Raw genomic sequence first — 26,489 nt, 5'->3', positions numbered from 1 at the left:
TATGTGCTATTACACCTACCTACTGCTTGGTCAAGATAACCGGCCCATCCTTCGTTATCGCAATTGTATGTTCATATTGTGCCGAGAGCTTCCCGTCCACTGTCCTTGCCGTCCAGCCATTCTCATCCATTTTACTGTGCCACGTACCTTCATTTACCATTGGTTCAATGGTGATGACCATCCCTTCCTTCAGGCGCAAGCCCCGACCAGGTGAACCGAAATGCAATACTTGCGGATCCTCATGGATGGTCCTGCCGATTCCATGGCCCGTGAAATCTCGCACCACAGAATAGCCTTCCCCCTCCACATAGGTCTGGATGGCATGCCCAATATCACCTAACCGGTTTCCTGCAACTGCCTGTTCTATCCCTATATACAAAGAATTTTTGGTAACCTCCATTAGCTTCTTTGAAGCCTCACTCACTTCTCCTACAGCATAAGTCCAGGCTGAGTCAGCTAGCGAACCATTCAAGTTGACCACCATATCAATCGTCACCATATCCCCCTTTCTTAGCGGAGATTGCCTCGGAAAGCCATGACAAATTTCATCGTTGATGGAAGCACATGTTGCATATTGATAGCCCTTGTAGCCGTATTGCTCCGACTTCGCTCCATTCTTTTTTAAAAAAGAATCCACATAACTGTCGATTTCCATTGTTGTGATTCCTGGCTTAATCAACTTCGCTAATCGCCCATGACAGGCGGCCAGTAGTTTTCCCGCCTCCGCCATCATCATTATTTCTCTTTCTGATTTTAAGATAATCATAATATCTACTCCTGTATGAGGATATAATTACTACCTACTTCCATACTATATTCAAGATTATCCGAAAGGTCTCTTAAACTTGAAACGCCACCCCTCACTCGGGATGGCGGTTCATGTTTAGTAGATATTCAACTCAAATGTTTCTTCAATTACAATACTTCCTTTTACAGACTGGACCATCGGACAGTTTTTGCTAGCAAGCTCAATAGCGGACTCAATCTTGCTTTCTGCCAAATCCTTTCCTTTGATGGTGTAATGGATATGTATTTTCTCGATACGGTTGGCTTCTTTTTCATTACGGGTGACATCCGCTTTAATCGCGATGTCTTCAATTTCCATGCGTTTTTTCTTGAGGATGCTTTTCAAAACTCCCCCACTGCATACTGCGATGGAAGACACCATCAGCTGATATGGGCGAAAACCGTATTGCTCATCCCCTGCAACATGCAGCTCCCCAAACTCAAGATTGGTTGTGAATCCCACTTCTTTCATTTTAAATTCCATGTGCTTCTCATCTCCTTTTAATCTTTGGATCTTTTCGTAAATATTATTGCTTTTCGTATTTATAAAAGGCTCTTTTCGTAAACTTTTTGCTTTTTCGAATGTATCCATCAACCGTTATTTTCCTTACTGTCGTGCTCTTTTCCCTGCCGTACTTAAGAAACTACCTTGCTCCTTTTAGAGTATGTAAGCAGTAAAAAGTCCAATTGCCGACTTTTTAGTAGAGAATAGCAACAAACTTTGAGAAAAGAGCCTTATCTTTAGAATAGCAAATCCCGAAATAGTCCTGCCAGTTTTTTGTTTGCTACGTATTATCCATTCCAAAATGGTCCTAAATTATGTAGAATTAAGGATGGTCAAAATACTAAATTTTCGAGGTTGCATCATATGAATCGTTTTCGTTTTTGGATTCTCGTATCCATTGTCGCAGTTTCCGGCTTCAGCCAAGGAATGCTGCTCCCTTTAATTGCCGTCATTTTTGAAAATAGTGGCATATCCTCCACCTTAAATGGATTAAATGCTACTGCTTTATATATCGGGATTTTACTTGCATCCCCATTTATGGAACAGCCTCTGCGCAAATATGGCTATAGACCTGTCATATTAGTCGGTGGTTTCCTGGTGGTCGTTTCGCTGGCCCTATTCCCATTGTGGCAAAGCTTCTGGTTTTGGTTTGTTCTCCGCTTACTGATCGGTATCGGAGATCATGCCTTACACTTTGCCACCCAAACCTGGATCACATCGTTTTCGCCCGAAAATGTACGCGGAAGAAACATCTCCCTCTATGGAGTATTCTTTGGAATCGGTTTTGCCACGGGTCCTTTGATGACACCGCTTGTGGAAATCAACCAGGCACTGCCATTCATCGTATCTTCCCTGCTGTGCTTAATCGGCTGGGTCTTCCTGTTCTTCCTAAAAAATGAACACCCTGAACAGGAAATAGGAGTAAACTCCTTTTTCGAAACCATCAAACGCTTCCGCAAGGCCTGGAAGTACGGATGGATTGCGTTTCTTCCTCCACTGGGATATGGATTTTTGGAAGCATCCTTGAATGGAAGCTTCCCGATTTATGCATTGCGTAACGGAATCGAGGTAGGGAGTGTTTCCATCTTACTTGCATCCTTTGCCATTGGAGGGATTGTGTTTCAGCTTCCGCTCGGGATATTAAGTGATAAATTTGGCCGGCGGAATATCCTGCTCGTCATTCTGTCTCTTGGCTGCTTAAGTTTTGTGACGGCAAGCTTTTTAGAAGGAACTTTCATTGCCTTGGCGGTATGCATCTTCATCGCAGGAATGCTTGTCGGATCCACCTTCTCGCTCGGTATCAGCTACATGACAGATCTAATGCCAAAGAACCTGCTTCCGACAGGTAACCTTATGTGCGGAATTGCCTTCAGCATCGGGAGTTTAGGCGGTCCATTCTTTGGTGGATTGTTCATCCATTTCTTTTCCGATATCAGCTTCTTTCACATCATCAGCTTTTTGTTGTTCGTGATCTTCCTTTTGACCTATTCATTCGGGGAGCGCGGGTTGGTTGCAGTGAAGGGGTAGAAGTCTTTTAATAATAGGTTCATCACCAAGCATATAATGCTAAGGGATGAACCTTTTTGTATTTTTACTTGTAAGTGGCAAATGCCCGTCTATCAGCATAGGTCTTGCAAAGAGTACAGCAATGGATCTTTTTGTTCTTCTCCTTATAAGTAAAATAGGCTTTTAATTTCTTTTTGCAAAAATAGCATGTTTTCTTGAAAAACATTCTTTCCCCTCATTTCATATAACTCCCGCTTTTCATCTAATCCGCCAAACAAAACCAAATATATACAATTATATCAAACAACCCAAAAATAGGAACATCTTTTCGTGACAAAAGTACTATATACCCTCAACATCCACTGCCATCAAACAAGCACTAACTTCACCATATCAACTCGTTACTGCATTAAAAGGGGTCTGACCCCTTTTAAGCCTTTTTTTAAAAACTTTCAAAAAGTTGTTCCATTTCTAAATATTCTGTTATATAATAATATTAATTAAATGCAAACTGTACTAATACAAAGGAGGAGGAAGGAACATGAGCAGACAGGAACGTAAAAACATGATTAATTTTATTGAAGTGATGAAGAAAGCGGATCGTGAGACATTGGCATTTATGACGGATGCAGATATCGAGCACTTATACAATAATGTGTACGAACAAATGATGATTCATCAAAGCTTATAAGATATTTCCTGGCATCACCTTTCATCATTTAGCTAACCCAATAAAAAAACTGCAATCCCCCACTTTAAGGGGAGGATTGCAGTTTTTCTTTTTGCCCTCTAACTGACTTTTGTCTGTTGACTATAATAATTCCCAACACCACCAACGTCAGTCCGATCAGGATCGTATAATGCATCACTTCATCCAAGAAGACCGCTGACAACATAACACCAAATACGGGGACCATAAACAAATACATGGAGACCTTCCCGACCTTGTTGTACTTCATTACATTGTTCCATAACACAAAGCCCGCTGCTGACAAGAATGCCAGATATATCACAAGCCCAATGGTATATAGATCAAATGCAAATGGGAGGAATCCTGCACTTACTCCTCCGATAACAATTAACCCAACTGAACCGAAAAGCATCTGGTACGCTGTTAAGTAAGAAATATCCATCGTCGCTGCCCGTTCCCGTGCCATGATGTTCCCATACGCAGAAGCCATCATCGCTAGCAGCAACAACAGCTCCCCTATCCCAAACTGAAGACCAGCTCCCGCTTTTGGCAGATTCACCACTAGCACTCCAGCAAAGCCTAATGCGATTCCAAGCCATTTCCTGATCGATAAAGAGTCATCGGCATATAAAAAATGTGCAAATAGAATCTGAAAAAACGATGCTGTTCCTGCAATGACCGCCCCCTGCATTCCCGTTGAATAACTTAACCCGAAATAGAATAACAGGTACTGTAAAAATGTCTGCATAAATCCAAGCTGCACCAAAGGGACAATGGTCTGCCGCCTTAGTTTTAGCGATTGCTTAAATAGGGTAAAAAATAAAAAGATCATCAATCCTGCGAGCAGGAAGCGATAACCTGCAAATAGAAGCTGTTTATCGTAGTCACTAGCACCTATATCTAAAGCAGTATAGCTCAGCTTAATTGCTGGAAATGCACTTCCCCATAGAAAAGTAGCCAATATCGCAGCTGCAATAATGCCAAGCCTGCTCGTGAAAAATCTTTCAGCCGTCAAGGCATTCACCTTCTCTCCAAGCTACATTATACACAGAATATCCATTACCTACATACTGTATAGTCTTGGAAAAGAATTAATAGTGGATATCTTCAAGTATTTAATCTATAATAAAAATTAGATAATAATTAATATAATTTATTGATAACTGCTCTCAACAAAGTAACATCCTTATAAAGTATTGCTGCTATCGCATTGATGGCAGCTTTCGTCATTTAATAAGGGTACTGATGTTGATTATTTTTCTCAATTAGGAGGTTGGAAATATGAAAGAAATGACGACAGATGCTAACAAAGATACATTCATGAACAAATTCACGACCCACATTGAACTTATTTTTGCCATTATTTCAGGAATTCTTATTCTTACCGGTTGGTTATTGCTCCGGATGGACATTAACACCGCAGCCATCCCCATCTTCATTCTCGCCTTCCTGATAGGCGGGTATTTTAAGGCAAAAGAAGGCATTCAGGATACGATCGAGGAAAAAGAACTGAATGTGGAAATGCTGATGATCATTGCCGCCATCGGTGCCGCAATCATCGGGTACTGGATGGAAGGCGCCATCCTCATCTTTATTTTCGCATTAAGTGGCGCGCTTGAAACATACACTATGAACCGAAGTCAGAAAGAAATTTCAGCCCTCATGGACATCCAACCTGAAGAAGCATTAAGAATCACAGATGATTCCGAAGAACGAGTCCATATTTCCAAACTCGCAATCGGTGACCGTGTCCTTGTGAAACCTGGCGAAAGGATTCCGACAGATGGCACGATCGTCAGTGGGGAATCGGCCATTGATGAAGCAGCCATCACCGGTGAATCCATTCCCTTGGAGAAAAAAGTGGAGGATGGAGTATATGCGGGCACGATGAATATCAACGGGTCCATTGTGGTGGAAGTGACGAAACTATCTACAGAAACCCTATTTCAAAAAATCATCAACCTTGTTCAGAACGCGCAAAGTGAAAAGTCACCATCTCAACAGTTTCTTGAGCGCTTTGAGGGACCTTATGTAAAAGTAGTTTTAAGTGTAGTAGCGATCATGATGGTTCTCCCCCACTTCCTTTTGGGTTGGAGCTGGAATGAAACATTTTACCGTGCCATGATTCTTCTAGTTGTTGCTTCACCATGTGCACTTGTTGCCTCTATCATGCCGGCAACTTTATCTGCCATCTCCAATGGTGCGCGGAAAGGAATTTTGTTCAAAGGTGGAGTCCACCTCGAGAACCTGAGCCACCTTCAAGCCATTGCTTTTGATAAAACAGGCACGCTCACAAAAGGTAAGCCGGAAGTGACTGATGTTGTCGTCCGGGATGGAATGACTGAGGAGGAATTCCTGTACATCGTCGGCTCTATTGAAAGCTACTCCAATCATCCATTGGCACAGGCCATCACCGCATACGCGAAGAAAAAAAGTACAAAAGCCTTGCAACGTCCGGATCAATTGGATGACAAAGCTGGTTGGGGTGTGAAAGGTCGCCTTCATGAAAAGGAATACTATGTTGGAAAAGCGGATTTTGTCGGTTCTGAGTACGCTTATACTTTTAGAGACGGAATGGCGGATACACTGACGAAATCAGGTAAAACCGTGGTATATGTAAAAGATGGTGAGGGAATTGTCGGAATGCTTGCATTAAAAGATGTCATCCGCAAAGAAACCGTGAAGGCTATCCAGCAATTGCAGGCACTTCAGGTCCAATCCATCATGATCACTGGTGACAGCAAGCTTACAGCAGAGGCCATCGCCAAAGAAGCAGCCATCCAGAAGTTCGTGGCGGAATGCCTGCCTGAAACAAAGGTAGAAACAGTCAATACCCTTAAAGACGAATACCAGATTGTTGGGATGGTCGGTGATGGAATCAACGATGCTCCCGCTTTGGCTACCGCAAATGTCGGTATTGCTATGGGAGAAGGAACCGATGTGGCATTAGAGACTGCAGATGTCGTATTGATGAAGAACGATTTAGAAAAGATAGCGGAAGCCATCAAGCTTTCCAAGCGAATGAACCGCATCATCAAACAGAATGTCATCTTCTCCATTGTGGTGATCATGCTCCTTATCAGCTCGAACTTCCTTCAAATCATTGACCTTCCTTTTGGTGTAATCGGTCATGAAGGAAGCACGATCTTGGTTATTTTAAATGGTCTGCGATTATTGAGGTAGGTATGAAATAGGAAAGCTTTTTTCTCAAAGGTTGTTGCTATTCACTGGTAAAAAGTCGGCAATTGGACTTTTTACTGCATACTTACTCTAGACATGCAAGTAGCATATAAGTATTGCAGGGAAAAGAGCTGACAGTAATGAATACAACGGTCGGTTTAAAAATACGTAAAAGCAACAAAGTTTACGAAAAAAGCCAATTAGAAAAGCAGCGGGCGTGCAAGCCTCGCTGCTTTTTTGTGCTTCTAGTGGTAACCGTTCTGACCATTCGCACTTCCAGAAGTTTTATTCTTCGGTTTGTGCTTGGAGTTTTGCTTCGTACCGCCATCTTTTTTCGTATGCTTTGTCATGAAAGTTCCCTCCAGATTAGTTAGAGTATCTTTCAAACATAGCTTTCCCATTATAACCTAAAAGTTATCTGGGAATATTTTATCAAACAAAGCTCTTCTTCCATTCCAACAAAATGGCATTGATCTCTCCACCAATGATAATCATAAGCCCAGAAATATAAAACCATACCAATAACACAATGATCCCTCCAAGGCTACCATACATGGCTGTATAGTTCCCGAAGTTGCTCACATAGTAAGAAAATAATAATGACGCAGACATCCAGCCAACTGTAGCGAACAAGGAGCCGGCGAGCACATCTTTAAGCCGCAAATGTATATTAGGTGCAGCCAAATAAAGACAGCTGAATACAAAAAACAATATCACGAAACTGACTCCCCATCTAATCGTATTCCAAATCGTAAGAAACTCATCAGAAAGACCATAAGAGGAGAAAATGAACAATCCTATTTCCCGTCCAAACACAGGTAACAATAATGCCACAATGATAACGAATACCATGGCCAATGTGAGCAAGATAGCCGTTCCTCTGACAATGAAAAAATGTCTGTTTTCATTCACGTCAAAAGCACGGTTGAAAGCCCTGACGATAGCATTGATTCCATTAGAGGCAAACCAGATGGTCGCAATGATCCCGAAGGAAAGCAAATCGCCACGTTGTTCATTCAAGATTCTGACCACATTGGTCTCAATCAGCTTCATTGTATCACCCGGTGCATATTGCCGGATTACCCCGAGTACATCTTCTTGGGTGATTGGAATATAGGCAATCAGGGTGAGTAAAAAAATAAGAAATGGAAAAAGAGACAATAAGAAAAAGTACGCTAACTCTGCTGACATCCCCAATGCTTCATTCCTGTCCAGGCGCTGAAACAGTTGCTTTCCAAAACGTAATATTCCCATTCACTTTCCTCCAGCACTTATCTTTTACTCTATTCTATTGTGAGCACGTCCTGCTTACGACAGGTTTTTACTTTTATGCTCAGCAGAATCCAAATGTTTTGAGATGACTTCTTTTGTTTCATTCACGATTTCCAACACTTGAGGTGTCGTTTCCTTCAATTGATTCACTTTTAGTCTTAGGTAATCTATATCATTGGATACTTCATCCACTGTCGTTTTCACCGTTTCAATACGCATGCGAACGGCATCGGCAACTTCCTGGGGATGCTGCACGGCATATTTTAATTTTCCACCAACACACTTCCCATTATGTATGACGGTAGATCTTGTATTTTTATCTAACAAAGCAATCGCACCGCCTACAAGTGCCCCAATCAGCATGCCGTCCAATAATCTATTTTTGTTCCCCATCTTATCCTCTCTCCTATCCGTTTAATTTTTCTTTTTTTATCGTATCCAGCAGGTTTTGACAGCCTGCCTGAACCATGTCATACACTTCGTCAAAATTCCCGGTAAAATAAGGGTCAGGTACATCACTGACTTGGCTCTCCGGTACAAAGTCAAGTAACCGTCCGATGAAGCCGGCTTTACCATAGCCTGCCATTCTTCTCAAATTCCCCATGTTATCGGCATCCATCGCAATGATATAGTCAAATCCGCTGAGGTCCTGTTCCTTCACCTGTCGAGCTTCCATTCCCTCATAGCTTATCTTCTTTTCATCCAACAGGTTTCTTGTTCCTTCATGAGGAGCATGTCCAATATGCCAATCTCCGGTCCCGGCAGAATCCACTTCAATCTTGTCCGTCAACCCCTGTTTCTCCACCTCATGCCGAAATACCGCTTCCGCCATGGGAGATCTGCATATGTTTCCTAAACATACAAATAGCACACGTATCATAATACTTCTCCCTTCCGAGCGTCTTATCCTTATTATAAACATATTTCGTAACTTTCACGAATCTTGTAATGGTTTAATACCCCACTTCCCAGAAGAAGATACTGTTTTTCATCAATTCATGATAAAATAAGGAAAAGCTTCTGTACGAAAGGACGGTTCAAAAATGAACTTAACAGAAAAATCAACCGAAAATGTAGAATATATGATCGAAGCCATCAAAGGCAAATTAAAGGTTTTAAACCTGGGTGCCATCAAACCATCTCACTTTGATGAAGAAATGTACGAAGAACTTAAGGATATTTACGAACTTGTCATGAGAAAACCTTCCTTCAGTCCGAACGAAATGCAGGCGATTGCAGAAGAGCTTGGGAACTTACGAAAACAATAACACTAACCTGAAAACACCTACTTCGGTAGGTGTTTTAGTTTGTAGACAAAGCTTAAATTAATGAAATTCTCTAGTTGATCGAAGTTCCTGCAACGAAGATCAACTCTTCCAACAGATAACCTAACTAGTTTATTGTTTGTCAACAGTCTGAAAACACCTACTTCGGTAGATGTTTTTTTGTTCCTATACGTATCTCCCTTTGTTTGAAGTAATACCCCTACTAGCTTGTGCATATAAGTGTACAGAGGGGGGATAATCATGATTTTTCTATATGCAGCAACCATTGGATTTGTCTTATTATTATTTTTATTAATGGGAATTTTTCTTTACAACGTCGCTCAAGGATTGAACAAAAAAGATGCCATTGAAATCGATCCTCTGCCTCCAGAACCGACAGAAGAAGAAACAAAAGCGATACATTGATAGTGCAGGAAAGCGTCTGGAACAAAAACAACAGGAAAATATATTAAAATACTCTGAAGCAGCCTCTAGAGGGTTGTTTCTTTTTTTATTTCCTTCTTTTAAGGTAAAATGAATTATAGGAAATAGTTGGACGCATGATTAGGCCACTAAAGAACCTAATAGCATATCTTTTAGATGATTTCTAGCTGTTGATTGGAGCAATAGGCGAAGACTCCAGCGGGAGGGTAGCGACAATCTTGAGACCCCGCAGGGCGGTTAGCCCGAAGAGGCTCAAGGTCGCCATCAGGGTAAGCGAAGCCGTTTGCGGAAATCAACAGCGGTATGATACAGACCTCTAAAAGAATGTAGTTTTTCAGTGGCCTATTGCACGACTAGGGAGGTTTCGCCATGGATACAATCACCCACACACTATTTGGTATGACCATATATGGAGCTGTGGATAAACGACAGGATGATAAAAAAACAAAAATAGCGATGTTTGTATCCGCTGTGGGAGCAAGCCAGATACCGGACAGCGATGTCATATCCAGTCTATGGGATACAGAAGGAATGTATCAGATGTGGCACAGAGGAATCACACATTCTTTATTCATGGTGCCGATATGGGCATTACTGTTCTTCTTGCTCAGCATTTGGTTTTTAAAAAGAAGAGATTGGCGATTTCTATGGGTGCCGCTTATAGCCGTTTTCATACATAACACAGCAGATCTGTTCAACGCATGGGGCACGGGGTATTTAGAACCGTTCTCCTCCATACGGATTACCTTTGGTACGATTCCGATTGTGGACTTTGTCATTTGGACGATCATTGCCATCGCCTTTTTTGCAAGAAAGCTTTGGAACAAAGAAAGACATCTCCTGTACCGACTAGTTTGGATTTTAATCCTTGCACACGTCACCATTCAGACAAGCCAAGGATACCTATTGTATAAACAGTATGAAGATAAATACGAGCAGGTTGCCTTATCCGCCAGCTTTCTACCATGGCATTTCACAGTTATCGGAAAAAATGAGCAATCCGTCGAGATAATCGATGATGCATTGTTCACTTCACCACAATTGCAATACACACTCGAGTCCGCTGATGAAGCCGACCTAAACGAACTCTTCACACAAGTACCGGAAGCGAAAACGCTCTACGAGTGGTCCCCCTTCGTTGTTATCGTGGACGACGACCAAAGACTCGGCATATACGACCCAAGATTTTATCGCAACGGACAATCATTTTTATTTGAGTATATGGAAAAACAATAATGATGTACTTTCGGGTATTAGGGCCGCCCTCAAATTTGAGCAGGTTTTTCTCATTATCTTCTTCACTTTCCACGTTCCTTGGGGTCTCGTGACTCCTGGCCAGCCTTTTAAAAAATACTATGGTGCAACCCCTTAAGGCTGGTTTCTTTTATAATAAGAGACCCATTTTAGAATAAATGGGTCTAAGTGTGTAGACAAAGGTTAAAATAATGAAATTCTCTAGTTGATCGGAGTGGAAGGAGCGAAGACTCCTGCGGGAGGAAAGGACATGGAAGACCCCGCAGGGCGTAGCCCGAGGAGGCTTCCGGACTGCCCGCGGAAAGCGAAGCTCCTGCAACGAAGATCAACTCTTCCAACAGATAACTAAATAGTTTATAGTTTGTCAACAGTCTGAGACCCATTTTAGAATAAATGGGTCTCTTTGATCAATCATCAATTTGAGTTATAATCGGTTCAACAAAAGACACTACATCAATTACATAATCCATTGTTGGAATTTGATAATGCGTATAAGATTTTTGCGGTTCTATTTCTAATGCATATGTTTGCGCTTGGATAAAATCTAAATATCTGGATTTTTTGTAGACTCTGAAAATTTCACCATCAAAAACCTCGCTATCTTGCAAAGAAGTATATGCTTCGTCAATAACTAAATAAGAAACAATTGTTGGAAAATCTAATTGAAAAATGGATAACTCATCATTTGGAGAGATTGAGGAGGTATTAATACTTTTTATCTTTTCCTTCTCATTTCGCAAGAACTTCACTTTGATTCTTAAAGTTCCATCTTCCAATTCAGTAATTTGATCATAATATAAAGTTCCATTCCAGGTTATTAATGTTTGGAAATCCATATTAGTTTTCCTCCTTCAATTATCGAAAATAATTTTGACAAAAACCCAATCCTATTTTCAATTACCTGTTGTATAGTAACGCAAATAAATACAAAAACCTTACCTTTTATAGTAAAATTTTACCAAAATAATATTCTTAATCCTGCGGGAGGTAGAGGTAGACTTGAGACTCCACAGACAAAAACGAGGAGGCTCAAACACCGCCCCGCGGAAGGTGAACACCTGGAACGGAAATCATCATTAGTTTGAACATAAAAAATCCTTTTCGATTTTTTTGATGTTTTAGGTATATTATTCTACTAATCTGGGAATAGTATAGTTAAATACTAAAAAACAAACGAGGTGCTAGAGGATGATAGTTTCAAAGAGATACTTTTTAACCGACATGGAACGTGAAAGTGTAGAACAAACTTTAACCAACAAAGGCCACCTGCGTGAAGAAGTTTTAGGGATGGATGATGAAGAAATCATTCATATCTATCAAAAATACATGGTACGAGAGTTAATTACGAAATAGCATAGATCAACCTTGATGGAAAACCGTGACAAATGTCCGGTTTTTTATTTTTGTCTACAACAAAACGACCTGGCCATCATGGCTTCAGGTCGTTTATATATATAATGGGGGGAGTGACTAACAATTATTGTGGGCTTAACCCTTTGATCAGATCCAGTCTTGGCTTTACAACATCCACTTTAATTCCTTTTGCTTTGTATTTATCTACAATCTTCCTGACATCGAGCCCTTTTTTCGTTTTTCCCACTGTTTTTTGCATGTTTCAATCGCCTCTATTCGTTAGATTTTTGGACTTAGATCACATACATTTCTATATAAATTAGAACATTTGTTTAACAAGTGTCATTTCCGTCTCTTGCAGTTTTCCGTCACGATAGAAGGAAACTTTCATCTTATCTCCGATATTTTTTTGGCTGTATAAAAATTTTCTTAATCCTAAGGCATCCTTAATTTCCTGGTCATCCAACTTTACAATGACATCATATTCTTTCAACCCTGCTTTATCGGCTGGAGACATGGACTCTACTCCTGTTACGACAATTCCGTTTTTCACTTCTTCCGGAAGTTTCAGAGTAGACCTTTGCGCTTCGAGTGGTACATCGGACAATGAGGCCAGCCCTACACCCATAAATGGTCGTTGTACTTCTTTGTGCTTCTCAAGATCCTCTATGATTGGCTTTACCGATGAAATCGGAATCGCAAATCCTATCCCTTCTACTCGGGATTGAGCAATTTTCATCGAGTTGATGCCGATCACTTCCCCGCGAAGGTTGACCAGTGCACCTCCACTATTCCCTGGATTTATCGCTGCATCAGTCTGGATGACGTCGGCTTCCCAGTCCGCTTGGCCATTTTGATCTATGTCAACGGGAATGATCCGTTCTTTTCCGCTGATGATGCCTTGAGTGACAGAACCGAAGAATTCCAGTCCAAGAGGATTTCCGATTGCGATAACAGGTTCACCTAATGTGATGGAATCGGAATCACCAAATGTTGCAACCTGTTTGATGTTTCCATCATCCACCGTCAAAACGGCCAAATCTGTCAATGCATCACTGCCAATTACATCGGCTTCCACTCTCGTACCATCAACCAGGCTCACTTCCACTTTGGAGGCCCCATCGATTACATGGGCATTAGTTACAATGAAAGCTTTACCGTTCTCTTTCTTGTAAACCACTCCAGAACCTGTTCCTGCCTCCTGGTCCCCTTGTGCACCCCGGGGATCGAAAAGGGAATTTCCGCCTCTTTGTATATTAACTACCCCAACTACAGCTTCGGAAACGTTATCTACTGCACTTGTTATATTTGTTTGTATTTTTTCATATTCCACCTGGTCAGTCTGGACTGCCGAGTTCGTTTCAACACTCATTGGAGGGTCCGCAGCAGCCTCGCCATTTCTGTCCATGTAAAAGCCCCAATCAAGAAGGACCGGCAACATTGCCACCACTCCGAGCGCACCGATTATTCCTCCTGTTATGGAAGCGAATACGAGCTTTCCGAATGTTTTTTCCTTACGGGTCCTTTTTTGTGTGACATGATCGTCATAATAACCCATATTCCTTCACCTCATCATGAGAATGTTTTTTTATCTATTTCTATTAAACCCTAGTACGATGAAAGTAATCTTAAAGAAAAATGAGAATACGATGAGAAATACAGGTGTATTTCTAAGCTATGTTTCATTTACATCATAAACAGCATTCAGGGTCACAGTAATCATGGTCCATTCACCCTCTACGCTATCGGCAACAATGGAACCGTTATAGTTATCCACCATTCTTTTAGCGATGGACAGTCCAAGTCCCTGGCCGCCTTTTTCCCTGCTACGAGCTTTATCCACTCTGTAGAAACGATCGAAAATTTTCTGCAGATCTTCTTGTGGAACCCCGATGCCGTAGTCTTTAATGGAGACGGAGAACCCGTTGTCCTTATTCTCTACAGTAACCTCTATCGTCGTGGATTGACTGGAATATTTCACTGCATTATCAATCAATATGATGAGAACCTGCTCGAGATGCCTTTCCGCAATGGCAACCTTAACCGGCTCCTTCAAATGGTTAATAAACGAAAAAATGAAGTCTGGATGGAGCAAGGTGAATTTTTTGATTACTTCTTCCACAACATGTACGGGCTCTACCAGGTCCTCCACCACTTCCAGTCGGTCGGATTCCAAACGGGTCAGTTCCAATAGCTCATACACGAGCATTTTTAACCTTTCCACCTCTTGCTGGGAAGCTTTCAATGATTCCTCCAGCACCTCGGGATCATTTTTGCCCCATCGGTTCAGAAGCTTCAAATGTCCTTCCAAAATAGAGATAGGTGTCCTCAATTCATGGGAGGCATCCTCCACAAATTGCTTTTGCTTTTGGAAGGACATTTCCACATCATCCATCATTTCATTAAATACATTGGACAAATCTGCAATTTCATCCTTTTGGTTTTTATCTTGGGGAACACGTTCTTTGAATCCCCGCATCTTGATGCGTTTCATCGTATCGGTGAGTGCCTGGATTGGGGCAAGCAGCTGTTTGGCGATGAGCATCCCGCCAACACCGCTCAACAGGATGGCCCCTGCACCGGCAGACCAAGTCACAAGGAATATCAAGCCTCGCAAACGTTCATAGTTTTTCAAATCGCGTATAATTTCTATGTACCCAATAAATCCATTTGTTATCATAGGTTCACGATGAATTAAATAATGTTTTCCATTTACCTTCACATGTTCAAGATTTTCACTCTCCACAGGGGTGATCAGAAGCTCCCGTGGAAGGTTAGTGGCCACTGCTACAATGAGGGCTCCGTCTTTATCGATTACTCTGATCAGTTCATTCGTTTCATTTATCTTTTCAATAAAGCCACTGCTGTTGATGATTTCCGAGCGCCCCACAAAAAAAGGCTGCTCCGAAAAAAAGGCCTGAATCTCTTTCATCTTTTCCTGTATATTACGTTCCTCCTGTTCAATCATCCAGGTTCTCATCACATAATATTGAACAGAGTTATAGGCTACAAACAGGACGAATAATACCAAAGAGGACCATATGGTTATTTTCCACCTGATTGGCAGTTGCTTCATATATCTTTGAAATCGATTCATTTTCTCATCACATAACCCGTCCCGCGCACTGTTTGTATGTAGCTTTCTTCCTCTGGCTTATCTATCTTATTTCGTAAATAGCGGACATATACATCCACGACATTTGTTTCAGCATATGAACCCAGCTCCCACACTTTATCCAAAAGAAGTTCCCTTGTCAGCACTCTGTTAATATTCGTCATAAATATAACCAATAGGTCGAACTCCCTTTTGGTCAGTTCAATTTGCTCCTCGGCTCTCGTCACCGTTCTTGCATCAAGGTCTACCTTTAACTCTCGAAAGGTTAGAATATTGTTTGATGTTTCCTTTTTCCCCTCCATCCGGCGGAAAAGCGCACGGATCCTTGCCAGAAGCTCTTCGATCGCAAATGGCTTGGACATATAATCGTCCGCACCACTATCTAGGCCCGATACTTTATCCATCACGCTATCCCTTGCAGTCAGCATGATGATCGGAGTTTCTTTGGCCGCTCGAATTCTACGGCACACTTCCATACCACTAAGGCCTGGGAGCATCAAGTCAAGCAGGATAATATCCCACTCTTCTGCTAATGCTAGCTTAAGCCCCTCTCTCCCGTCATAGGAGGTGGACACTTTGAAACCTTCGTATTGTAATTCAAGCTCAATGAACCGGGCTAAGTTTTTTTCATCTTCTATTATTAGGACTCTGCACATGGTGGCACCTCCACAATAAGCGTGGCTTCTTTGATATATTTTAGACGTATTACCTGATTTTAAGTCTCTCTTTAATACTACCTAATAATTGGTGGGGATGGGATGAGAATTTGATGAAAATTGAAAGTGTAATGTTTATGTAACTTCGTTGTAAAAAATAAAAACCGAGTACACCTAACCCAACAGGCGACTCGGTTCTGATTCTATTAATTTAATCAAACCTTTTCATGATTTGGTTCTGATAGCCTTTGAAAACAGCGGAATTGGCATCCTTTTTCTTCTTTTGGATGATTTGCTGAAGCCTAAGCTGTTTTTCCGTTAGCCTTTGGCTCAATCTAGCTTCCTCTACCTCGCTGTGCGCTCCCTGTATCAGATCCTCTAGGTATTCAATCTCGGTCCTAACCTGTTGTTCTTCCATCATCCCGGCATTTTTCATCATTTTGTAGGCCATTCTCATTTCCGGAGGGACGTTGGATAAGTCCTCAAGTTCCAGACGCTTGCCATAACCAGGCAGGTTTTCGAACTCCCCATCCTCATAGGCCTTTCTGATTTTTTCATCCGTCAATCGAAAAAAGTCCACCGCACTCACCCTTTTCCACTTGGTTACTAATAGTGTACCCTATTTCAAAAGAAAAGAGTGTGTACTTTTTCTGAACATTCTAACAATATTCAAGTCTGTTGTTCCGTGAATTTTTTGGCTGTTTTCTCAACGTTTGTTCCTTATAGAAAAATCTAGACAGACGAGTGGATTGAAGTGGAAGTCACTCGACCCCGGCGAGAGACAGCGGTAGTCTTGAGACCCCGAAGCGGTGTGAGGAGGCACAAGCATCGCCCCGCGGAAAATGAGTGACTGCAGCGAAAGCGAACGGTCAAACTTTATAGCCCATAACAACAATCTTTTAGAAAAGAGCCAATTTATATTGTCGGATGAAGATTTGCGCGTTATAATACTTGTTTGTGGGTCCTGTGCGGCCGGGTGGGAGAGGGAAACTGAATAAGGTGTTTTTTATGCTTCAATGGATGAAGAATTCATTTGATCTGGCTGGTCATGAGACGACTCTAAAGCGTGAAATGATGGCCGGAATGATCTCGTTCTTTACCATTGTGTACATTATTGCTGTTAATGCAACGATTCTTGCAGAAGCAGGTATTCCTATCGAAGCTGGAATCATCGCCACAATCCTCACTTGTGTAGTGGGCTGTTGGCTGATGGGATTTTGGGCGAATGCGCCGATCATCCTTGTTCCTGGTATGGGAATCAACGCTATGTTTACTTATACGTTGGTTCACTCTATGGGATTAACCTGGCAAGAAGCATTGGGCGTCGTAGTGGTTTCTGGTGTGATTGTGACGATCATTTCGTTCACAAAGCTTGCACAAGTGCTACTCGAGGCGATTCCAAGCTCTTTAAAGCATGCGATTACGGTTGGTTTGGGGTTATTCTTGACCCTGATCGGGTTGGAAAAAGGCGGACTTATCGTTAAGGGTGAAAACTCTCTACTATCACTAGGAGATGTTTCAAGTCCTTATGTGATTGCCACGATTCTGACTGTGATTTTGGCCGTAACGTTGTTTATGCGAAATGTCCCAGCAAACTTCTTGATTAGTATTGTTGTTGGTACGGTTATCGCTGCTGCTTTGGGAGTGGTAAACTTCTCTGATGTTGGTGGAAGTGCTTTACCGATGGATAGCTATCTTTCCTTATTTGGTGCCGTTTCCTTTGCAAAGATTGGAGAGTTCACGTTTTTAGTGGCTGTCTTCTCTTTAACGATGGTTCTCCTGTTTGAGAACATCGGGCTTATTAACGGGCACCTCGGAATGATCAACCGCCCTGAAAAGTTCAAACGTTCCTTCCAGGCAAACGGAATCTCCATTTTAACAAGTGGATTTTTCGGTACCAGCCCTACCGTTTCTACCGTGGAAACGGCAGCAGGTATCGCTGCAGGTGGAAGAACCGGTGTGACAGCAATAACGACAGGAAGCCTATTTTTGCTTTCCATCTTTGCGATTCCCTTCATTAAAATAATTCCTGGCAGTGCGATTGCGCCAATCTTGATTATCATTGGTGTACTGATGCTTCAATCAGTGAAGCAAATCGACTTCCAAGATCTATCAGAAGGTTTCCCTGCATTCTTAGTAATTGTAATGATACCATTCTCTTACTCTATCGCAGACGGGATTGCATTCGGATTCATTGCCTACCCGCTAATGAAGCTGGTACTAGGCAAAGCAAAAGAAGTCTCCGCCCCACTCTACGTGATCGCGGCACTCTTCTTCCTGACGTTTTTGACAAATGTGCATTGATGGTTCGAAGAATAATTTGAGATTGATTGATATATATATTGAAAAAAAATCCTTGAGGGGGTCAGACCCCTCAAGGATTTTTTTGGTTTATGTCGAATACTAAATGGTTAGGCTACAACTTTACCTCACAAACGCTTCTCGTCGATCAGAAAATGCATCTACGAGCCATCTGGGGTGCATGGGCAAGAGGTCGTGCGGTAGCTTGTTTGGGGCAAAGTACTCGAGCTCGATCAGTGCGGGATCTTTCTTAGAGGTGGTTCCCCCTGTGATTTCCGCCTCGAAATAGGAAGTTACAAACTGCACCAAGCGACCATCCGGGTATTCGAAGGTTTGCGATTCCGGATCAGAGTAGACTCCAATCAGGCGATGAGGATCGACGATCAATCCAGTATCCTGATACACCTCGCGCACAGCCGCTTCCTCCACCGTCTCACCTGGCTCTACATGTCCGGCAGGAATGGTCCATAAGCCCACGTCCGCTCTCTTTTGTAATAAAATTCGTTTCTGTTCATCAAAGATGATCACTGCCACTGCAGGATACATGCTAATCGGTTTTTGTTTACTCATCACAGGAATACTCCTAACACTACTTTTTTACCTAGTCTAACGCGGTCGCACGTTACTTTCAACGGAAACACAAAGCCCCAGATAAAAATAGGTCTTTTCTCCAGAAAGAATATTCCATAATGTACATATTCATGGTCAGAAGCTACCAATCTGCCAAGTTACCCCCATAAAAAAACCAGCGTCTCTTATACACGCTGGTCCAACCCATTCATTGTACGAATTTCCTCTTTTGTTGGTTCTGTACCCAACTCATAAATGGCTACAAAGATTTTATCAAGAATCAATTGTTGTTTATCCCGATGCTCCTGTGTTTTCCTTTCATTAAGTGGACTCGTGTAGGCATCTGGGCTGTATTCCGTGTTGTGCAGCTCTTCAAAAAGCCTCTCAATCTCGTGGATCTCAGATTCTGATGCCAATACTTCATAGTATTTGACCTGATCATCGAATGGTTCCCGATGTATCTGACCTGTTTCCATCGTTACATAATAGGTATACCTTTCCATGAGGATTCCCTCCCATCAAAAATCACAAACCCTTATGCACTTTTCGTGTCAGTGCTAGTGGATGTGCTTTTTCTCTCTTTATAATATTTGAACCCTTCTTTCACCAAAATAGGTAATACGGCAATGAACACTCTTCGGAATAGTTTTCCCATACTTAATCGCCTCCTCAGGTTTATAGAGTTGTAATACCCGCAGTTTCCTTATATAAAACAATCTTTGTTTTTCTAAAGCTGTTTTCTAAAGGCTCTTTTCGTAAAACAAGAAGAAGCTATAAACAACCTTCAAGCCCCTTTGCGGTCACCCGTAAGGAAGCCTACCCTTATGACGCAGCTCCGATAAGATCCATTTTGGGGACTACTAATAACAGACAGTTGAACCGGATTACATGCACAGGGCTTTATGACCGCAATACAAACAATCATCAAGAGCGCCTTGTCATAAACTCGGAATTAAAAGAAACCTGAATTTCTCTCGGTCATCACAAGAGGAATTCAGGTTTTTTAATAAGTTTTAATAGAAAAGGTAATTTTCCCATCCTCGGTTTCCCGATAAGAGATCCCCGAAGCCTCAAAGGAAGAAAGCAACACTTCTTTCTCTTTATTTTCCAACCTATCAAGTGCTGCCAACGTACTTTCTAGTTCTTCCTCCTCCATTTCCGAACCATGAAAATAGTGATAAAAGAACATATACCTTGCGGATATCAGGTCGGTGGCTGCTTCTTTATGTCCCTCCCAACCTGATGGCGTACTCAATTGACCGGCAGCCATCCTTATTGCACGGAACTCCTGTTCATCTTCCACCGAAATCGCAGAAGCACCTCCGTTTTCCAAACCATCTTTAATAGAATTCGAGTATTGCTCACTTTTTCTCAAAAGCTCGTTCATTTCATGGATATAGACCGCTACCTTCTCCTGCTTTTTTACCTGTATTCCGTCATAGAAGCTAAGAGCGGTTATGACTCCGACGATTAAGGTCAGTATGCATAAGAAAAAAGTAACCGTTTTGGAGTTAAACTCCCAAAAACTCTCTTCTTCCAATTCTTCTAAGTCTTTATCTTCATTCCATTGATTCATAGGCCGTGTTTCCCCGTTTTTTTCTAGAATATAACATAACCATCCAACAAAATCCATTTAACAAAAAATTAAAATGGAGAGGAAGGCTCCCCTGTCCCTCCTTTTTATATTACCATATTATTCTTGTATTTTTACCCCCACAAAACGACATTCTTCTTAGAACGTATATAGGAGACCTAAACTAACTAACTAAATGATTGGGTGGATTGACTATGTTTTCAACAACTGAAATTGGGATCGACTTAGGTACAGCGAATACGCTGGTTTATAGTAAAAGTAAAGGGATTGTGTTCAATGAACCGTCCGTAGTAGCAATTGATTTAGAAACTAAGGCAGTGCTTGCTGTTGGTACAGAAGCAAAAAACATGATTGGTAAAACTCCGGGAAGAATTGTGGCCGTTCGACCATTGAAAGATGGCGTCATCGCAGATTTCGACATCACGACAAGCATGTTAAAACAAATCATGAAAAAAGCAAGCAAAACGATGGGCTTTTCCATCCGTAAGCCAAGTGTGGTTGTATGTACACCATCTGGCTCCACGTCTGTTGAGCGTCGTGCGATTCAAGACGCTGTAAAAAACTGTGGTGCTAAGCACGTACATTTAATCGAAGAACCTGTTGCAGCAGCGATTGGTGCAGATTTACCAGTAGACGAGCCTGTTGCTAATGTGGTAGTGGACATCGGTGGCGGTACAACTGAGGTTGCCATCATCTCTTACGGTGGCGTGGTTTCCTGCAACTCCATTCGAGTGGGTGGAGACCAGTTTGATGACGATATCGTGCACCACGTACGCAAAAACTACAATCTATTGATTGGTGAGCGTACTGCTGAGCAGATCAAAATGACAATTGGTTATGCATTGGTGGATCACGAAGACCTTACGATGGAAATCCGTGGGCGCGACCTTGTAACAGGTTTGCCAAAGACCATTGAATTACACTCTTCCGAAATCCAAAAAGCGATCAAGGAATCCCTTCTTCACATCCTAGAAGCAATCCGTTCAACACTGGAAGATTGCCCACCGGAACTAAGTGGAGACATCGTGGACAGAGGGGTTATCATCACTGGTGGTGGCGCACTCTTAAACGGCATGCAAGAATGGTTAAGCAACGAAATCGTTGTTCCTGTGTACGTCGCTCCAAACCCATTGGAGTCTGTTGCAATCGGTACAGGTAAATCATTGACTGTAATCCATAAGTTGCAGAAGGCTGCGACTTGATTTTAATAAATACAACAAAACCGAGCTCCTTTCAGGGCTCGGTTTTTGTTTGTTAAAAGGTAAGCAAAGCGCCTGGAACGGAAATCAACTGCTTTATCTACCCTATCTATTAAATAAAGCCTTCCCCTAAACCAAGGGGAAAAGCTCCTTCTTTCCATCACTCTGAAATTCACAGTGCTGTACTCAATACAATCGATCCTGATAAAAATAGTTCGGCAACACGATCTTATTTTCATAGGACTTATGAAAAATGTGCGTAGCGGCCGGGGACACCGGAGGAATCAGCCAGGCCCATTCGCCGGTCACATGGCGACAGCTTTCCGCTTCCCGCTCTTCGAAATGCTTGAACTGCATGGCCGCCGTATGGTGATCGACAATGCTGACTCCCTTTTCCTTGAAGGAGTGAACCACCGCGAAATTCAGTTCAATCAGCGCCTTATCCTTCCACATCGTCGCATTTGTGTTGGTATCAAGTCCCATGATCGAGGCCACTTTCGGCAGCATATTATATCTGTCCGTGTCGGCAAAATTCCTTGCACCGATCTCCGTTTCCATATACCAGCCATTGAACGGGGCCGCCGTGTAATGGATACCCCCAATCTCCAAACGCATATCGGAAATCAACGGGGTGGCATACCATTTCAATCCAAGATCGCTGAACTCAGGGATGTCAGGGTGTACGATAGGTACCTCTAAAACCACATCCCCTGAAATAGGAAATAGCTTTGGATCCGCTTCATCTACCTGCACAACCAACGGCAAAATATCAAAATTGCTGCGGGCACCTTCCCAGCCAAGCTCCTCACACTTCCTTGTAAAATCAATAGATGCAGGGTCACCGATCACCCCACGCTCCGATTCATACCCCGCATAGCGAAGAAGCTGATGGTTCCAGATCCTGATCTGCTTGCCCGCCTCTTGTTGCTGGCGAAAGATAGTGATGGTCGGCTTTATTTTTCCATGGTTGGTAGCAAAGTCGATGTGATGCACAAGCGCGTCAGCAATGTCCTGTTCCGTCTCCAGGTGGCGCCGATCTATCACATGAAGGGAATTCCAGAAAAGCCTCCCGATGCAACGATTACTGTTGCGCCAGGCCATCTTGGCCCCATGTGTCAATTCCTCGTATGTATGCTCGTAATACCCGTAAAGATCTATTTCATCCTTGATTGTTTGTAACCTGATAGACGCCTCGTCCTCAGGCTTTCCTAATTCCTGATAACATTGCAGAATAAATTCTTGTGCCTTATTTAAAAGAGTTTCGTTCGTCTCTATCAATATGTCCACCTCAAATAAATTTCCCTTCTACCATTGTAAACTTTTTAGGTTTGGAAAAGAAATGTTTTACATGTTGGTAATAAATAGGGACAGGTCCTTCGACCACTACTGGGTCGAGGAACCTGTCCCTATCACTCACTTCGTCACCAATTGTTTAAAATTCTGACCTAAGATCTCTTTCATGTTGTGGACGGTTATGAATGCTTGCTCGTCGGTTGAACCGATGAATTTTTTCAATTTGGAGAAATCCTTTTTGTTCAGGATGGTCGTGATTACTTCTTTTTCATCTGAAGTAAACGCACCTCTTGCATAGTGAATGGTTGCACCTCGTCCCAATTGTCCCACAATATAGGAACGGATCTTATCCGTCTCCCTGCTGATGATCACGACTTCACGCATTTCGTTGACCTGCTGAAGGACATAATCAATGACCAATCCGTTCAGTATCACACCGAATACCGCATACATCCCAACTTCTGGACCGAATACAAGGATGGAAGAAAGTGCGATGAAAATATCCGCCAACAATACTCCACGGCCCATATCCACGGAAAAATATTTATTTAAAATCAAAGCAATAATATCGGTACCTCCTGTGGATGCGCGCTGATTGAATACAAGCGCCATACCGAGTGCCGCAATACATTGCCCGATGATCAACTGAATCAGGATATCGTCACTGATCGGCCCGCTGATTGGGAAAAAAGCCTCTAGAAGCCATACCATCACAGACAGCATGACACTCGCATAAATCGTTTTTGCCCCAAATCCGAATCCAAGCAGCAAAAAGCCCACAAAAAATAAAACTATATTAACTATTAGCATCAACACACCAATAGATAGCATCGGAAAAACATCGTTCAAGATAATGGAAAGTCCACTTACTCCCCCTGTCGCCAAGCTATTTGGTGATAGGAAAAAGTGAACATGTATCGCAACAAAAAGAGGACCTACGTGCAAGAATAAAAGTGTTTTCAAGTGTTTGTTCATACCGGTCAGCCTCCCTCTAGATTTTTACAGTCTAGTTGGGATTATAAAGACCTAGGACAGGCATGTAAACACATAAGCAAGAAGTTGCAAAATTGAAAGCGGATTAATTTATTTTCAGGTTAAGGAGGTTGTACACAAATTGTTATCCTACAAATCCTTTTTTGGCGTCAATTTTTTTTATGGAATTGTGCAAACCGTATCAATAAGCCGAATTTTTTTCACGTGAAACAAACGTTTGTTCAAAAGCTGTTTTCTAGAAAAACTTTCCGCATTTCTTATGCCGCTTGGGAGCCGGTCTTTTTCAACCAGAGGGTTACCTTGATCTTATTGCAAACGGTCAAATAATGCATCAAGGTCAGCAGAACCATCCCTGTATTCATACCCAGGATAACACCGTTCATTTGCAGGTGTGGAAGGGACCCGAGAAAAAACATTAAAAGAAAAGAAATGCAGGTTGACCAAATGGAATGTAAAAAAGCATCCTTAATCAATCCAAGCCCTATCAAATATGCCTGTAATGGGGACACGAATAAATGAAAGAGAAAAAATGGCCACAATAACTGCACATAGGATGCCGCATGGGAATTTTCAAAAAAGATATTGGTTAATGGGATTGCAAAGTGATAGAACACCATGACCACTGGTATACCGTAGAGGAAGGTGATGATCATCACTTGTTTTAACAGCTTCTGCATTTTAGCAAAATCATGATTGGCATGTGCCTCAGAAACTGTTGGTATGAGCACAATCAAAAGAGAATGAGCGATGAACCCAGGGAAAAATCCGATGGTAAGTGCCACTCCCGCAAGCAGGCCAAACTCTTCAAGCGCAATCGTGTGACTGAGTCCTGCCTTCACAAGTGCTATCTTGATGAGAAAGGGCTGAATGGCATTTGTCACAGCATGGAATAAACGCATTCCTGTGGTCGGAATCGACACCTCCAAGAGATTTTTCCTTACTGTTCTTCCATCCATGCGCGCAAAGGCTTTCGTTTTCAGTTCGATATATTGAAGCCTGTACATATAGAGAAGATAAAGACAGACAATCAACTCTGTCGCTACCAATGTACAGAGCGCTATGAGTATGGACACCTCTAAAGAAAAATGAAAGAAATGATAAACCAGGACAAGCAGGCCCAACTGAACGACTTTCCTTAAAAAGTTCGAGATCGCAATTTTCCCCATATGCTGCAATCCCATAAAATAGCCCCTGGCAATGGAGGAAAAAGAGATGACCGGAATCATAATGAGAATCAACCATTTTACAAGTGGGTGATAGTGCTGAAATACCGGGATGAACGGTAGGATAATCGCTGCCACGATAAGCACCATGATAGTAAAAACAATCGCCAGCTTCATGGCATGGTGAAGCATACTCTGATGGTATTTCTCCTCCTTGGCCGCCACAAATTTGGATATCGAAATCGGCAGCTCAAGGCTCGAGATGACTACTACGAGAAAGATGACAGGCAGGACGGACATATATAGCCCCATCCCTTCTTCCCCAAGGTTCTTGGCAAGTACCATATTCACGATGAATTCTATGCTCTCTCCCAAAAAGGCGGCGATTGCCAGGAGTAGTGTCCCTTTAAAAAATTTATTCATAGCCATAATTGTCCCCTCTCTTCCTCTCATTCAGGAAAATCCACTTCCTATTTTATGAGACAAGTTGTGAAAATATGGCTGGTTTATCGTGTGACCTTCTACTTATTCTCTCCTTATCGCACACTCGGATGGTTATGTCCTTCTGCTGAAAGGAATAGTAATAGTAAGGTAGAAAGGAGCTGATTTTTATGTGGGGGCTGTTGATAAATATCGCTGCATTTATACTGGTCTTAATTGTGAATTATCTTGCCAACGCCTTGCCGCTGAACGGTCTGACGACAGGCGATATCGCAAACCGAATCACCGTAATTTTTCAACCAGCTGGTTATGTATTTTCGATTTGGAGCCTGATATATCTATTGCTTGGAATCTGGGTCATCCGCCAGTTCTCTAAGTCACGTAGAGACCTGCCTATCTATGTCCATACAAGTGGACTATTTGTTCTAAGCTGTCTTTTAAATAGTTCATGGGTGGTGTTGTGGCATTACGGTTTCTGGGTGACGACGGTCGTGGTCATGGTCAGTTTGTTGCTGACACTCATTGCGCTTTATGTAAAAATGCGAGAATCAAACCCTGGCAAACTGGACTTTGCGACCTTCTCCATTTACCTTGGCTGGATTAGCGTTGCCACTATCGCTAATATCAGTTATGTGTTGGTGGAAAAAGGCTGGGACGGATTTGGCCTTTCAGATGTAACATGGACCATCATCATGCTGGTGGTAGCAACAATGTTAGCTGTCTGGTTCCGGATTTCTCAGGATGACTCGGTCTACCCACTTGTGTTTGTATGGGCATTCATTGGAATTGGTGTGAAGAATATGGCGGATCATAGCAATGTCGCCTATGTGGCATATGCCTTGGCTGCTGTGATCTTGGTGATGGCGTTGCTTGGAGGAAGATTAAAGAAGACAGATTAAAGGACGAAA

28 protein-coding genes are annotated in these 26,489 nt (G+C 42.3%); 10 read left to right on the top strand and 18 right to left on the bottom strand.

Features of this window, described 5'->3' with window-relative positions:
* Positions 1-19 precede the first annotated feature (19 nt).
* Both map and MKY77_RS04925 read right to left on the bottom strand, forming a co-directional pair.
* The gene (map, locus tag MKY77_RS04930) at positions 20-766 is read right to left on the bottom strand and encodes a type I methionyl aminopeptidase (protein WP_339149170.1); all 747 of its coding nucleotides are present in this window, start codon (positions 764-766) and stop codon (positions 20-22) included.
* A gap of 117 nt (positions 767-883) precedes the next feature.
* Positions 884-1,270 carry an OsmC family protein gene (locus tag MKY77_RS04925; protein WP_339149959.1) on the bottom strand — a complete coding sequence of 129 codons (387 nt, stop codon included), beginning with the start codon at positions 1,268-1,270 and terminating at the stop codon, positions 884-886.
* Between the two features lie 375 nt (positions 1,271-1,645).
* Between MKY77_RS04925 and MKY77_RS04920 the strand changes: the two genes are divergently transcribed.
* The gene (locus tag MKY77_RS04920; protein WP_339149169.1) at positions 1,646-2,818 is read left to right on the top strand and encodes an MFS transporter; all 1,173 of its coding nucleotides are present in this window, start codon (positions 1,646-1,648) and stop codon (positions 2,816-2,818) included.
* A gap of 520 nt (positions 2,819-3,338) precedes the next feature.
* Entirely contained in the window at positions 3,339-3,488 is a 150-nt protein-coding gene (locus MKY77_RS04915) for a BH0509 family protein (protein ID WP_339149168.1), read from the top strand.
* Positions 3,489-3,552: 64 nt separating this feature from the next.
* Here MKY77_RS04915 and MKY77_RS04910 read toward each other — a convergent pair whose 3' ends face one another.
* Complete coding sequence (locus MKY77_RS04910) at positions 3,553-4,503, bottom strand: DMT family transporter (RefSeq protein WP_339149167.1); 951 nt, start codon at positions 4,501-4,503, stop codon at positions 3,553-3,555.
* 266 nt (positions 4,504-4,769) lie between these two features.
* Here MKY77_RS04910 and MKY77_RS04905 point away from each other — a divergent pair, with 266 nt between their 5' ends.
* Entirely contained in the window at positions 4,770-6,671 is a 1,902-nt protein-coding gene (locus tag MKY77_RS04905; protein WP_339149166.1) for a heavy metal translocating P-type ATPase, read from the top strand.
* A 429-nt stretch (positions 6,672-7,100) separates the two neighbouring features.
* Here MKY77_RS04905 and MKY77_RS04900 read toward each other — a convergent pair whose 3' ends face one another.
* The 3 genes from MKY77_RS04900 to MKY77_RS04890 are packed head-to-tail and all read right to left on the bottom strand — an operon-like array spanning position 7,101 to position 8,820.
* Positions 7,101-7,922, bottom strand: a complete 822-nt coding sequence (locus MKY77_RS04900; RefSeq protein ID WP_339149165.1) for a YihY/virulence factor BrkB family protein — start codon at positions 7,920-7,922, stop codon at positions 7,101-7,103.
* A 54-nt stretch (positions 7,923-7,976) separates the two neighbouring features.
* Positions 7,977-8,333: a YtxH domain-containing protein gene (locus tag MKY77_RS04895; protein WP_339149164.1), complete on the bottom strand. Its 357-nt coding sequence runs from the start codon at positions 8,331-8,333 to the stop codon at positions 7,977-7,979.
* A gap of 13 nt (positions 8,334-8,346) precedes the next feature.
* Positions 8,347-8,820 carry a low molecular weight protein-tyrosine-phosphatase gene (locus MKY77_RS04890; protein WP_339149163.1) on the bottom strand — a complete coding sequence of 158 codons (474 nt, stop codon included), beginning with the start codon at positions 8,818-8,820 and terminating at the stop codon, positions 8,347-8,349.
* A 163-nt stretch (positions 8,821-8,983) separates the two neighbouring features.
* On the opposite strand from MKY77_RS04890, the gene MKY77_RS04885 reads away from it, so the two are divergent.
* The 3 genes from MKY77_RS04885 to MKY77_RS04875 all read left to right on the top strand — a co-directional run bounded on the left by MKY77_RS04885 (position 8,984) and on the right by MKY77_RS04875 (position 10,885).
* Positions 8,984-9,208, top strand: coding sequence for a DUF1128 domain-containing protein (locus MKY77_RS04885; protein WP_010191662.1), 225 nt, complete (start codon positions 8,984-8,986; stop codon positions 9,206-9,208).
* 258 nt (positions 9,209-9,466) lie between these two features.
* A complete protein-coding gene (locus MKY77_RS04880; RefSeq protein ID WP_339149162.1) occupies positions 9,467-9,631 on the top strand; it encodes a hypothetical protein in 165 nt (54 codons plus the stop codon).
* Positions 9,632-10,018: 387 nt separating this feature from the next.
* Positions 10,019-10,885: a metal-dependent hydrolase gene (locus MKY77_RS04875; RefSeq protein ID WP_339149161.1), complete on the top strand. Its 867-nt coding sequence runs from the start codon at positions 10,019-10,021 to the stop codon at positions 10,883-10,885.
* A gap of 425 nt (positions 10,886-11,310) precedes the next feature.
* On the opposite strand, the gene MKY77_RS04870 is transcribed toward MKY77_RS04875, so the two are convergent.
* Positions 11,311-11,739, bottom strand: coding sequence for a hypothetical protein (locus MKY77_RS04870; protein ID WP_339149160.1), 429 nt, complete (start codon positions 11,737-11,739; stop codon positions 11,311-11,313).
* Between the two features lie 352 nt (positions 11,740-12,091).
* Here MKY77_RS04870 and MKY77_RS04865 point away from each other — a divergent pair, with 352 nt between their 5' ends.
* The gene (locus tag MKY77_RS04865; protein ID WP_339149159.1) at positions 12,092-12,256 is read left to right on the top strand and encodes a hypothetical protein; all 165 of its coding nucleotides are present in this window, start codon (positions 12,092-12,094) and stop codon (positions 12,254-12,256) included.
* Between the two features lie 124 nt (positions 12,257-12,380).
* Here MKY77_RS04865 and MKY77_RS04860 read toward each other — a convergent pair whose 3' ends face one another.
* The 5 genes from MKY77_RS04860 to MKY77_RS04840 all read right to left on the bottom strand — a co-directional run bounded on the left by MKY77_RS04860 (position 12,381) and on the right by MKY77_RS04840 (position 16,607).
* Positions 12,381-12,515: a hypothetical protein gene (locus tag MKY77_RS04860; protein ID WP_339149158.1), complete on the bottom strand. Its 135-nt coding sequence runs from the start codon at positions 12,513-12,515 to the stop codon at positions 12,381-12,383.
* Between the two features lie 60 nt (positions 12,516-12,575).
* Positions 12,576-13,814 (bottom strand): trypsin-like peptidase domain-containing protein, encoded by a 1,239-nt coding sequence (locus MKY77_RS04855; protein WP_339149157.1) that lies wholly within the window; start codon positions 13,812-13,814, stop codon positions 12,576-12,578.
* 117 nt (positions 13,815-13,931) lie between these two features.
* Entirely contained in the window at positions 13,932-15,353 is a 1,422-nt protein-coding gene (locus MKY77_RS04850) for an ATP-binding protein (protein ID WP_339149156.1), read from the bottom strand.
* Positions 15,350-16,027, bottom strand: a complete 678-nt coding sequence (locus MKY77_RS04845; RefSeq protein ID WP_339149155.1) for a response regulator transcription factor — start codon at positions 16,025-16,027, stop codon at positions 15,350-15,352. The genes MKY77_RS04850 and MKY77_RS04845 overlap by 4 nt, the downstream gene beginning before the upstream one ends.
* A gap of 211 nt (positions 16,028-16,238) precedes the next feature.
* Positions 16,239-16,607 (bottom strand): DnaJ family domain-containing protein, encoded by a 369-nt coding sequence (locus MKY77_RS04840; protein ID WP_339149154.1) that lies wholly within the window; start codon positions 16,605-16,607, stop codon positions 16,239-16,241.
* Between the two features lie 428 nt (positions 16,608-17,035).
* On the opposite strand from MKY77_RS04840, the gene MKY77_RS04835 reads away from it, so the two are divergent.
* The gene (locus tag MKY77_RS04835) at positions 17,036-18,331 is read left to right on the top strand and encodes an NCS2 family permease (protein WP_339149153.1); all 1,296 of its coding nucleotides are present in this window, start codon (positions 17,036-17,038) and stop codon (positions 18,329-18,331) included.
* A 120-nt stretch (positions 18,332-18,451) separates the two neighbouring features.
* Here MKY77_RS04835 and MKY77_RS04830 read toward each other — a convergent pair whose 3' ends face one another.
* The 3 genes from MKY77_RS04830 to MKY77_RS04820 form a co-directional block, all read right to left on the bottom strand.
* Positions 18,452-18,898, bottom strand: coding sequence for an NUDIX domain-containing protein (locus MKY77_RS04830; RefSeq protein ID WP_339149152.1), 447 nt, complete (start codon positions 18,896-18,898; stop codon positions 18,452-18,454).
* A gap of 185 nt (positions 18,899-19,083) precedes the next feature.
* A complete protein-coding gene (locus MKY77_RS04825; protein ID WP_339149151.1) occupies positions 19,084-19,401 on the bottom strand; it encodes a hypothetical protein in 318 nt (105 codons plus the stop codon).
* Positions 19,402-19,901: 500 nt separating this feature from the next.
* Complete coding sequence (locus MKY77_RS04820; RefSeq protein WP_339149150.1) at positions 19,902-20,474, bottom strand: hypothetical protein; 573 nt, start codon at positions 20,472-20,474, stop codon at positions 19,902-19,904.
* A 212-nt stretch (positions 20,475-20,686) separates the two neighbouring features.
* Here MKY77_RS04820 and mreBH point away from each other — a divergent pair, with 212 nt between their 5' ends.
* On the top strand, positions 20,687-21,694 hold the full coding sequence (gene mreBH, locus MKY77_RS04815) for a rod-share determining protein MreBH (protein WP_339149149.1): 1,008 nt from the start codon (positions 20,687-20,689) through the stop codon (positions 21,692-21,694).
* Between the two features lie 183 nt (positions 21,695-21,877).
* On the opposite strand, the gene MKY77_RS04810 is transcribed toward mreBH, so the two are convergent.
* The 3 genes from MKY77_RS04810 to MKY77_RS04800 all read right to left on the bottom strand — a co-directional run bounded on the left by MKY77_RS04810 (position 21,878) and on the right by MKY77_RS04800 (position 25,563).
* Complete coding sequence (locus MKY77_RS04810) at positions 21,878-22,966, bottom strand: nitric oxide synthase oxygenase (RefSeq protein ID WP_339149958.1); 1,089 nt, start codon at positions 22,964-22,966, stop codon at positions 21,878-21,880.
* Between the two features lie 138 nt (positions 22,967-23,104).
* Complete coding sequence (locus MKY77_RS04805) at positions 23,105-23,959, bottom strand: YitT family protein (protein ID WP_339149148.1); 855 nt, start codon at positions 23,957-23,959, stop codon at positions 23,105-23,107.
* Positions 23,960-24,234: 275 nt separating this feature from the next.
* Positions 24,235-25,563, bottom strand: a complete 1,329-nt coding sequence (locus MKY77_RS04800; RefSeq protein WP_339149147.1) for a polysaccharide biosynthesis protein — start codon at positions 25,561-25,563, stop codon at positions 24,235-24,237.
* A gap of 188 nt (positions 25,564-25,751) precedes the next feature.
* On the opposite strand from MKY77_RS04800, the gene MKY77_RS04795 reads away from it, so the two are divergent.
* Positions 25,752-26,480: a TspO/MBR family protein gene (locus MKY77_RS04795; protein ID WP_339149146.1), complete on the top strand. Its 729-nt coding sequence runs from the start codon at positions 25,752-25,754 to the stop codon at positions 26,478-26,480.
* Positions 26,481-26,489 lie beyond the last annotated feature (9 nt).

The sequence above is a fragment of the Sutcliffiella sp. FSL R7-0096 genome (assembly GCF_038595065.1).
Taxonomy (GTDB): domain Bacteria; phylum Bacillota; class Bacilli; order Bacillales; family Bacillaceae_I; genus Sutcliffiella_A.
The sequence above is the reverse complement of the archived record's forward strand: the minus strand, read 5'-3'. Positions and strand labels throughout refer to the sequence as shown.

Excerpts from the sequence above, each read along its gene's own strand:
- map (WP_339149170.1), bottom strand. The coding sequence starts at position 766 with ATGATTATCTTAAAATCAGAAAGAGAAATAATGATGATGGCGGAGGCG.
- MKY77_RS04925 (WP_339149959.1), bottom strand. The coding sequence starts at position 1,270 with ATGGAATTTAAAATGAAAGAAGTGGGATTCACAACCAATCTTGAGTTT.
- MKY77_RS04915 (WP_339149168.1), top strand. The coding sequence starts at position 3,339 with ATGAGCAGACAGGAACGTAAAAACATGATTAATTTTATTGAAGTGATG.
- MKY77_RS04905 (WP_339149166.1), top strand. The coding sequence starts at position 4,770 with ATGAAAGAAATGACGACAGATGCTAACAAAGATACATTCATGAACAAA.
- MKY77_RS04900 (WP_339149165.1), bottom strand. The coding sequence starts at position 7,922 with ATGGGAATATTACGTTTTGGAAAGCAACTGTTTCAGCGCCTGGACAGG.
- MKY77_RS04895 (WP_339149164.1), bottom strand. The coding sequence starts at position 8,333 with ATGGGGAACAAAAATAGATTATTGGACGGCATGCTGATTGGGGCACTT.
- MKY77_RS04890 (WP_339149163.1), bottom strand. The coding sequence starts at position 8,820 with ATGATACGTGTGCTATTTGTATGTTTAGGAAACATATGCAGATCTCCC.
- MKY77_RS04885 (WP_010191662.1), top strand. The coding sequence starts at position 8,984 with ATGAACTTAACAGAAAAATCAACCGAAAATGTAGAATATATGATCGAA.
- MKY77_RS04880 (WP_339149162.1), top strand. The coding sequence starts at position 9,467 with ATGATTTTTCTATATGCAGCAACCATTGGATTTGTCTTATTATTATTT.
- MKY77_RS04875 (WP_339149161.1), top strand. The coding sequence starts at position 10,019 with ATGGATACAATCACCCACACACTATTTGGTATGACCATATATGGAGCT.
- MKY77_RS04870 (WP_339149160.1), bottom strand. The coding sequence starts at position 11,739 with ATGGATTTCCAAACATTAATAACCTGGAATGGAACTTTATATTATGAT.
- MKY77_RS04865 (WP_339149159.1), top strand. The coding sequence starts at position 12,092 with ATGATAGTTTCAAAGAGATACTTTTTAACCGACATGGAACGTGAAAGT.
- MKY77_RS04860 (WP_339149158.1), bottom strand. The coding sequence starts at position 12,515 with ATGCAAAAAACAGTGGGAAAAACGAAAAAAGGGCTCGATGTCAGGAAG.
- MKY77_RS04855 (WP_339149157.1), bottom strand. The coding sequence starts at position 13,814 with ATGGGTTATTATGACGATCATGTCACACAAAAAAGGACCCGTAAGGAA.
- MKY77_RS04850 (WP_339149156.1), bottom strand. The coding sequence starts at position 15,353 with ATGAATCGATTTCAAAGATATATGAAGCAACTGCCAATCAGGTGGAAA.
- MKY77_RS04845 (WP_339149155.1), bottom strand. The coding sequence starts at position 16,027 with ATGTGCAGAGTCCTAATAATAGAAGATGAAAAAAACTTAGCCCGGTTC.
- MKY77_RS04835 (WP_339149153.1), top strand. The coding sequence starts at position 17,036 with ATGCTTCAATGGATGAAGAATTCATTTGATCTGGCTGGTCATGAGACG.
- MKY77_RS04830 (WP_339149152.1), bottom strand. The coding sequence starts at position 18,898 with ATGAGTAAACAAAAACCGATTAGCATGTATCCTGCAGTGGCAGTGATC.
- MKY77_RS04825 (WP_339149151.1), bottom strand. The coding sequence starts at position 19,401 with ATGGAAAGGTATACCTATTATGTAACGATGGAAACAGGTCAGATACAT.
- MKY77_RS04820 (WP_339149150.1), bottom strand. The coding sequence starts at position 20,474 with ATGAATCAATGGAATGAAGATAAAGACTTAGAAGAATTGGAAGAAGAG.
- mreBH (WP_339149149.1), top strand. The coding sequence starts at position 20,687 with ATGTTTTCAACAACTGAAATTGGGATCGACTTAGGTACAGCGAATACG.
- MKY77_RS04805 (WP_339149148.1), bottom strand. The coding sequence starts at position 23,959 with ATGAACAAACACTTGAAAACACTTTTATTCTTGCACGTAGGTCCTCTT.
- MKY77_RS04800 (WP_339149147.1), bottom strand. The coding sequence starts at position 25,563 with ATGAATAAATTTTTTAAAGGGACACTACTCCTGGCAATCGCCGCCTTT.
- MKY77_RS04795 (WP_339149146.1), top strand. The coding sequence starts at position 25,752 with ATGTGGGGGCTGTTGATAAATATCGCTGCATTTATACTGGTCTTAATT.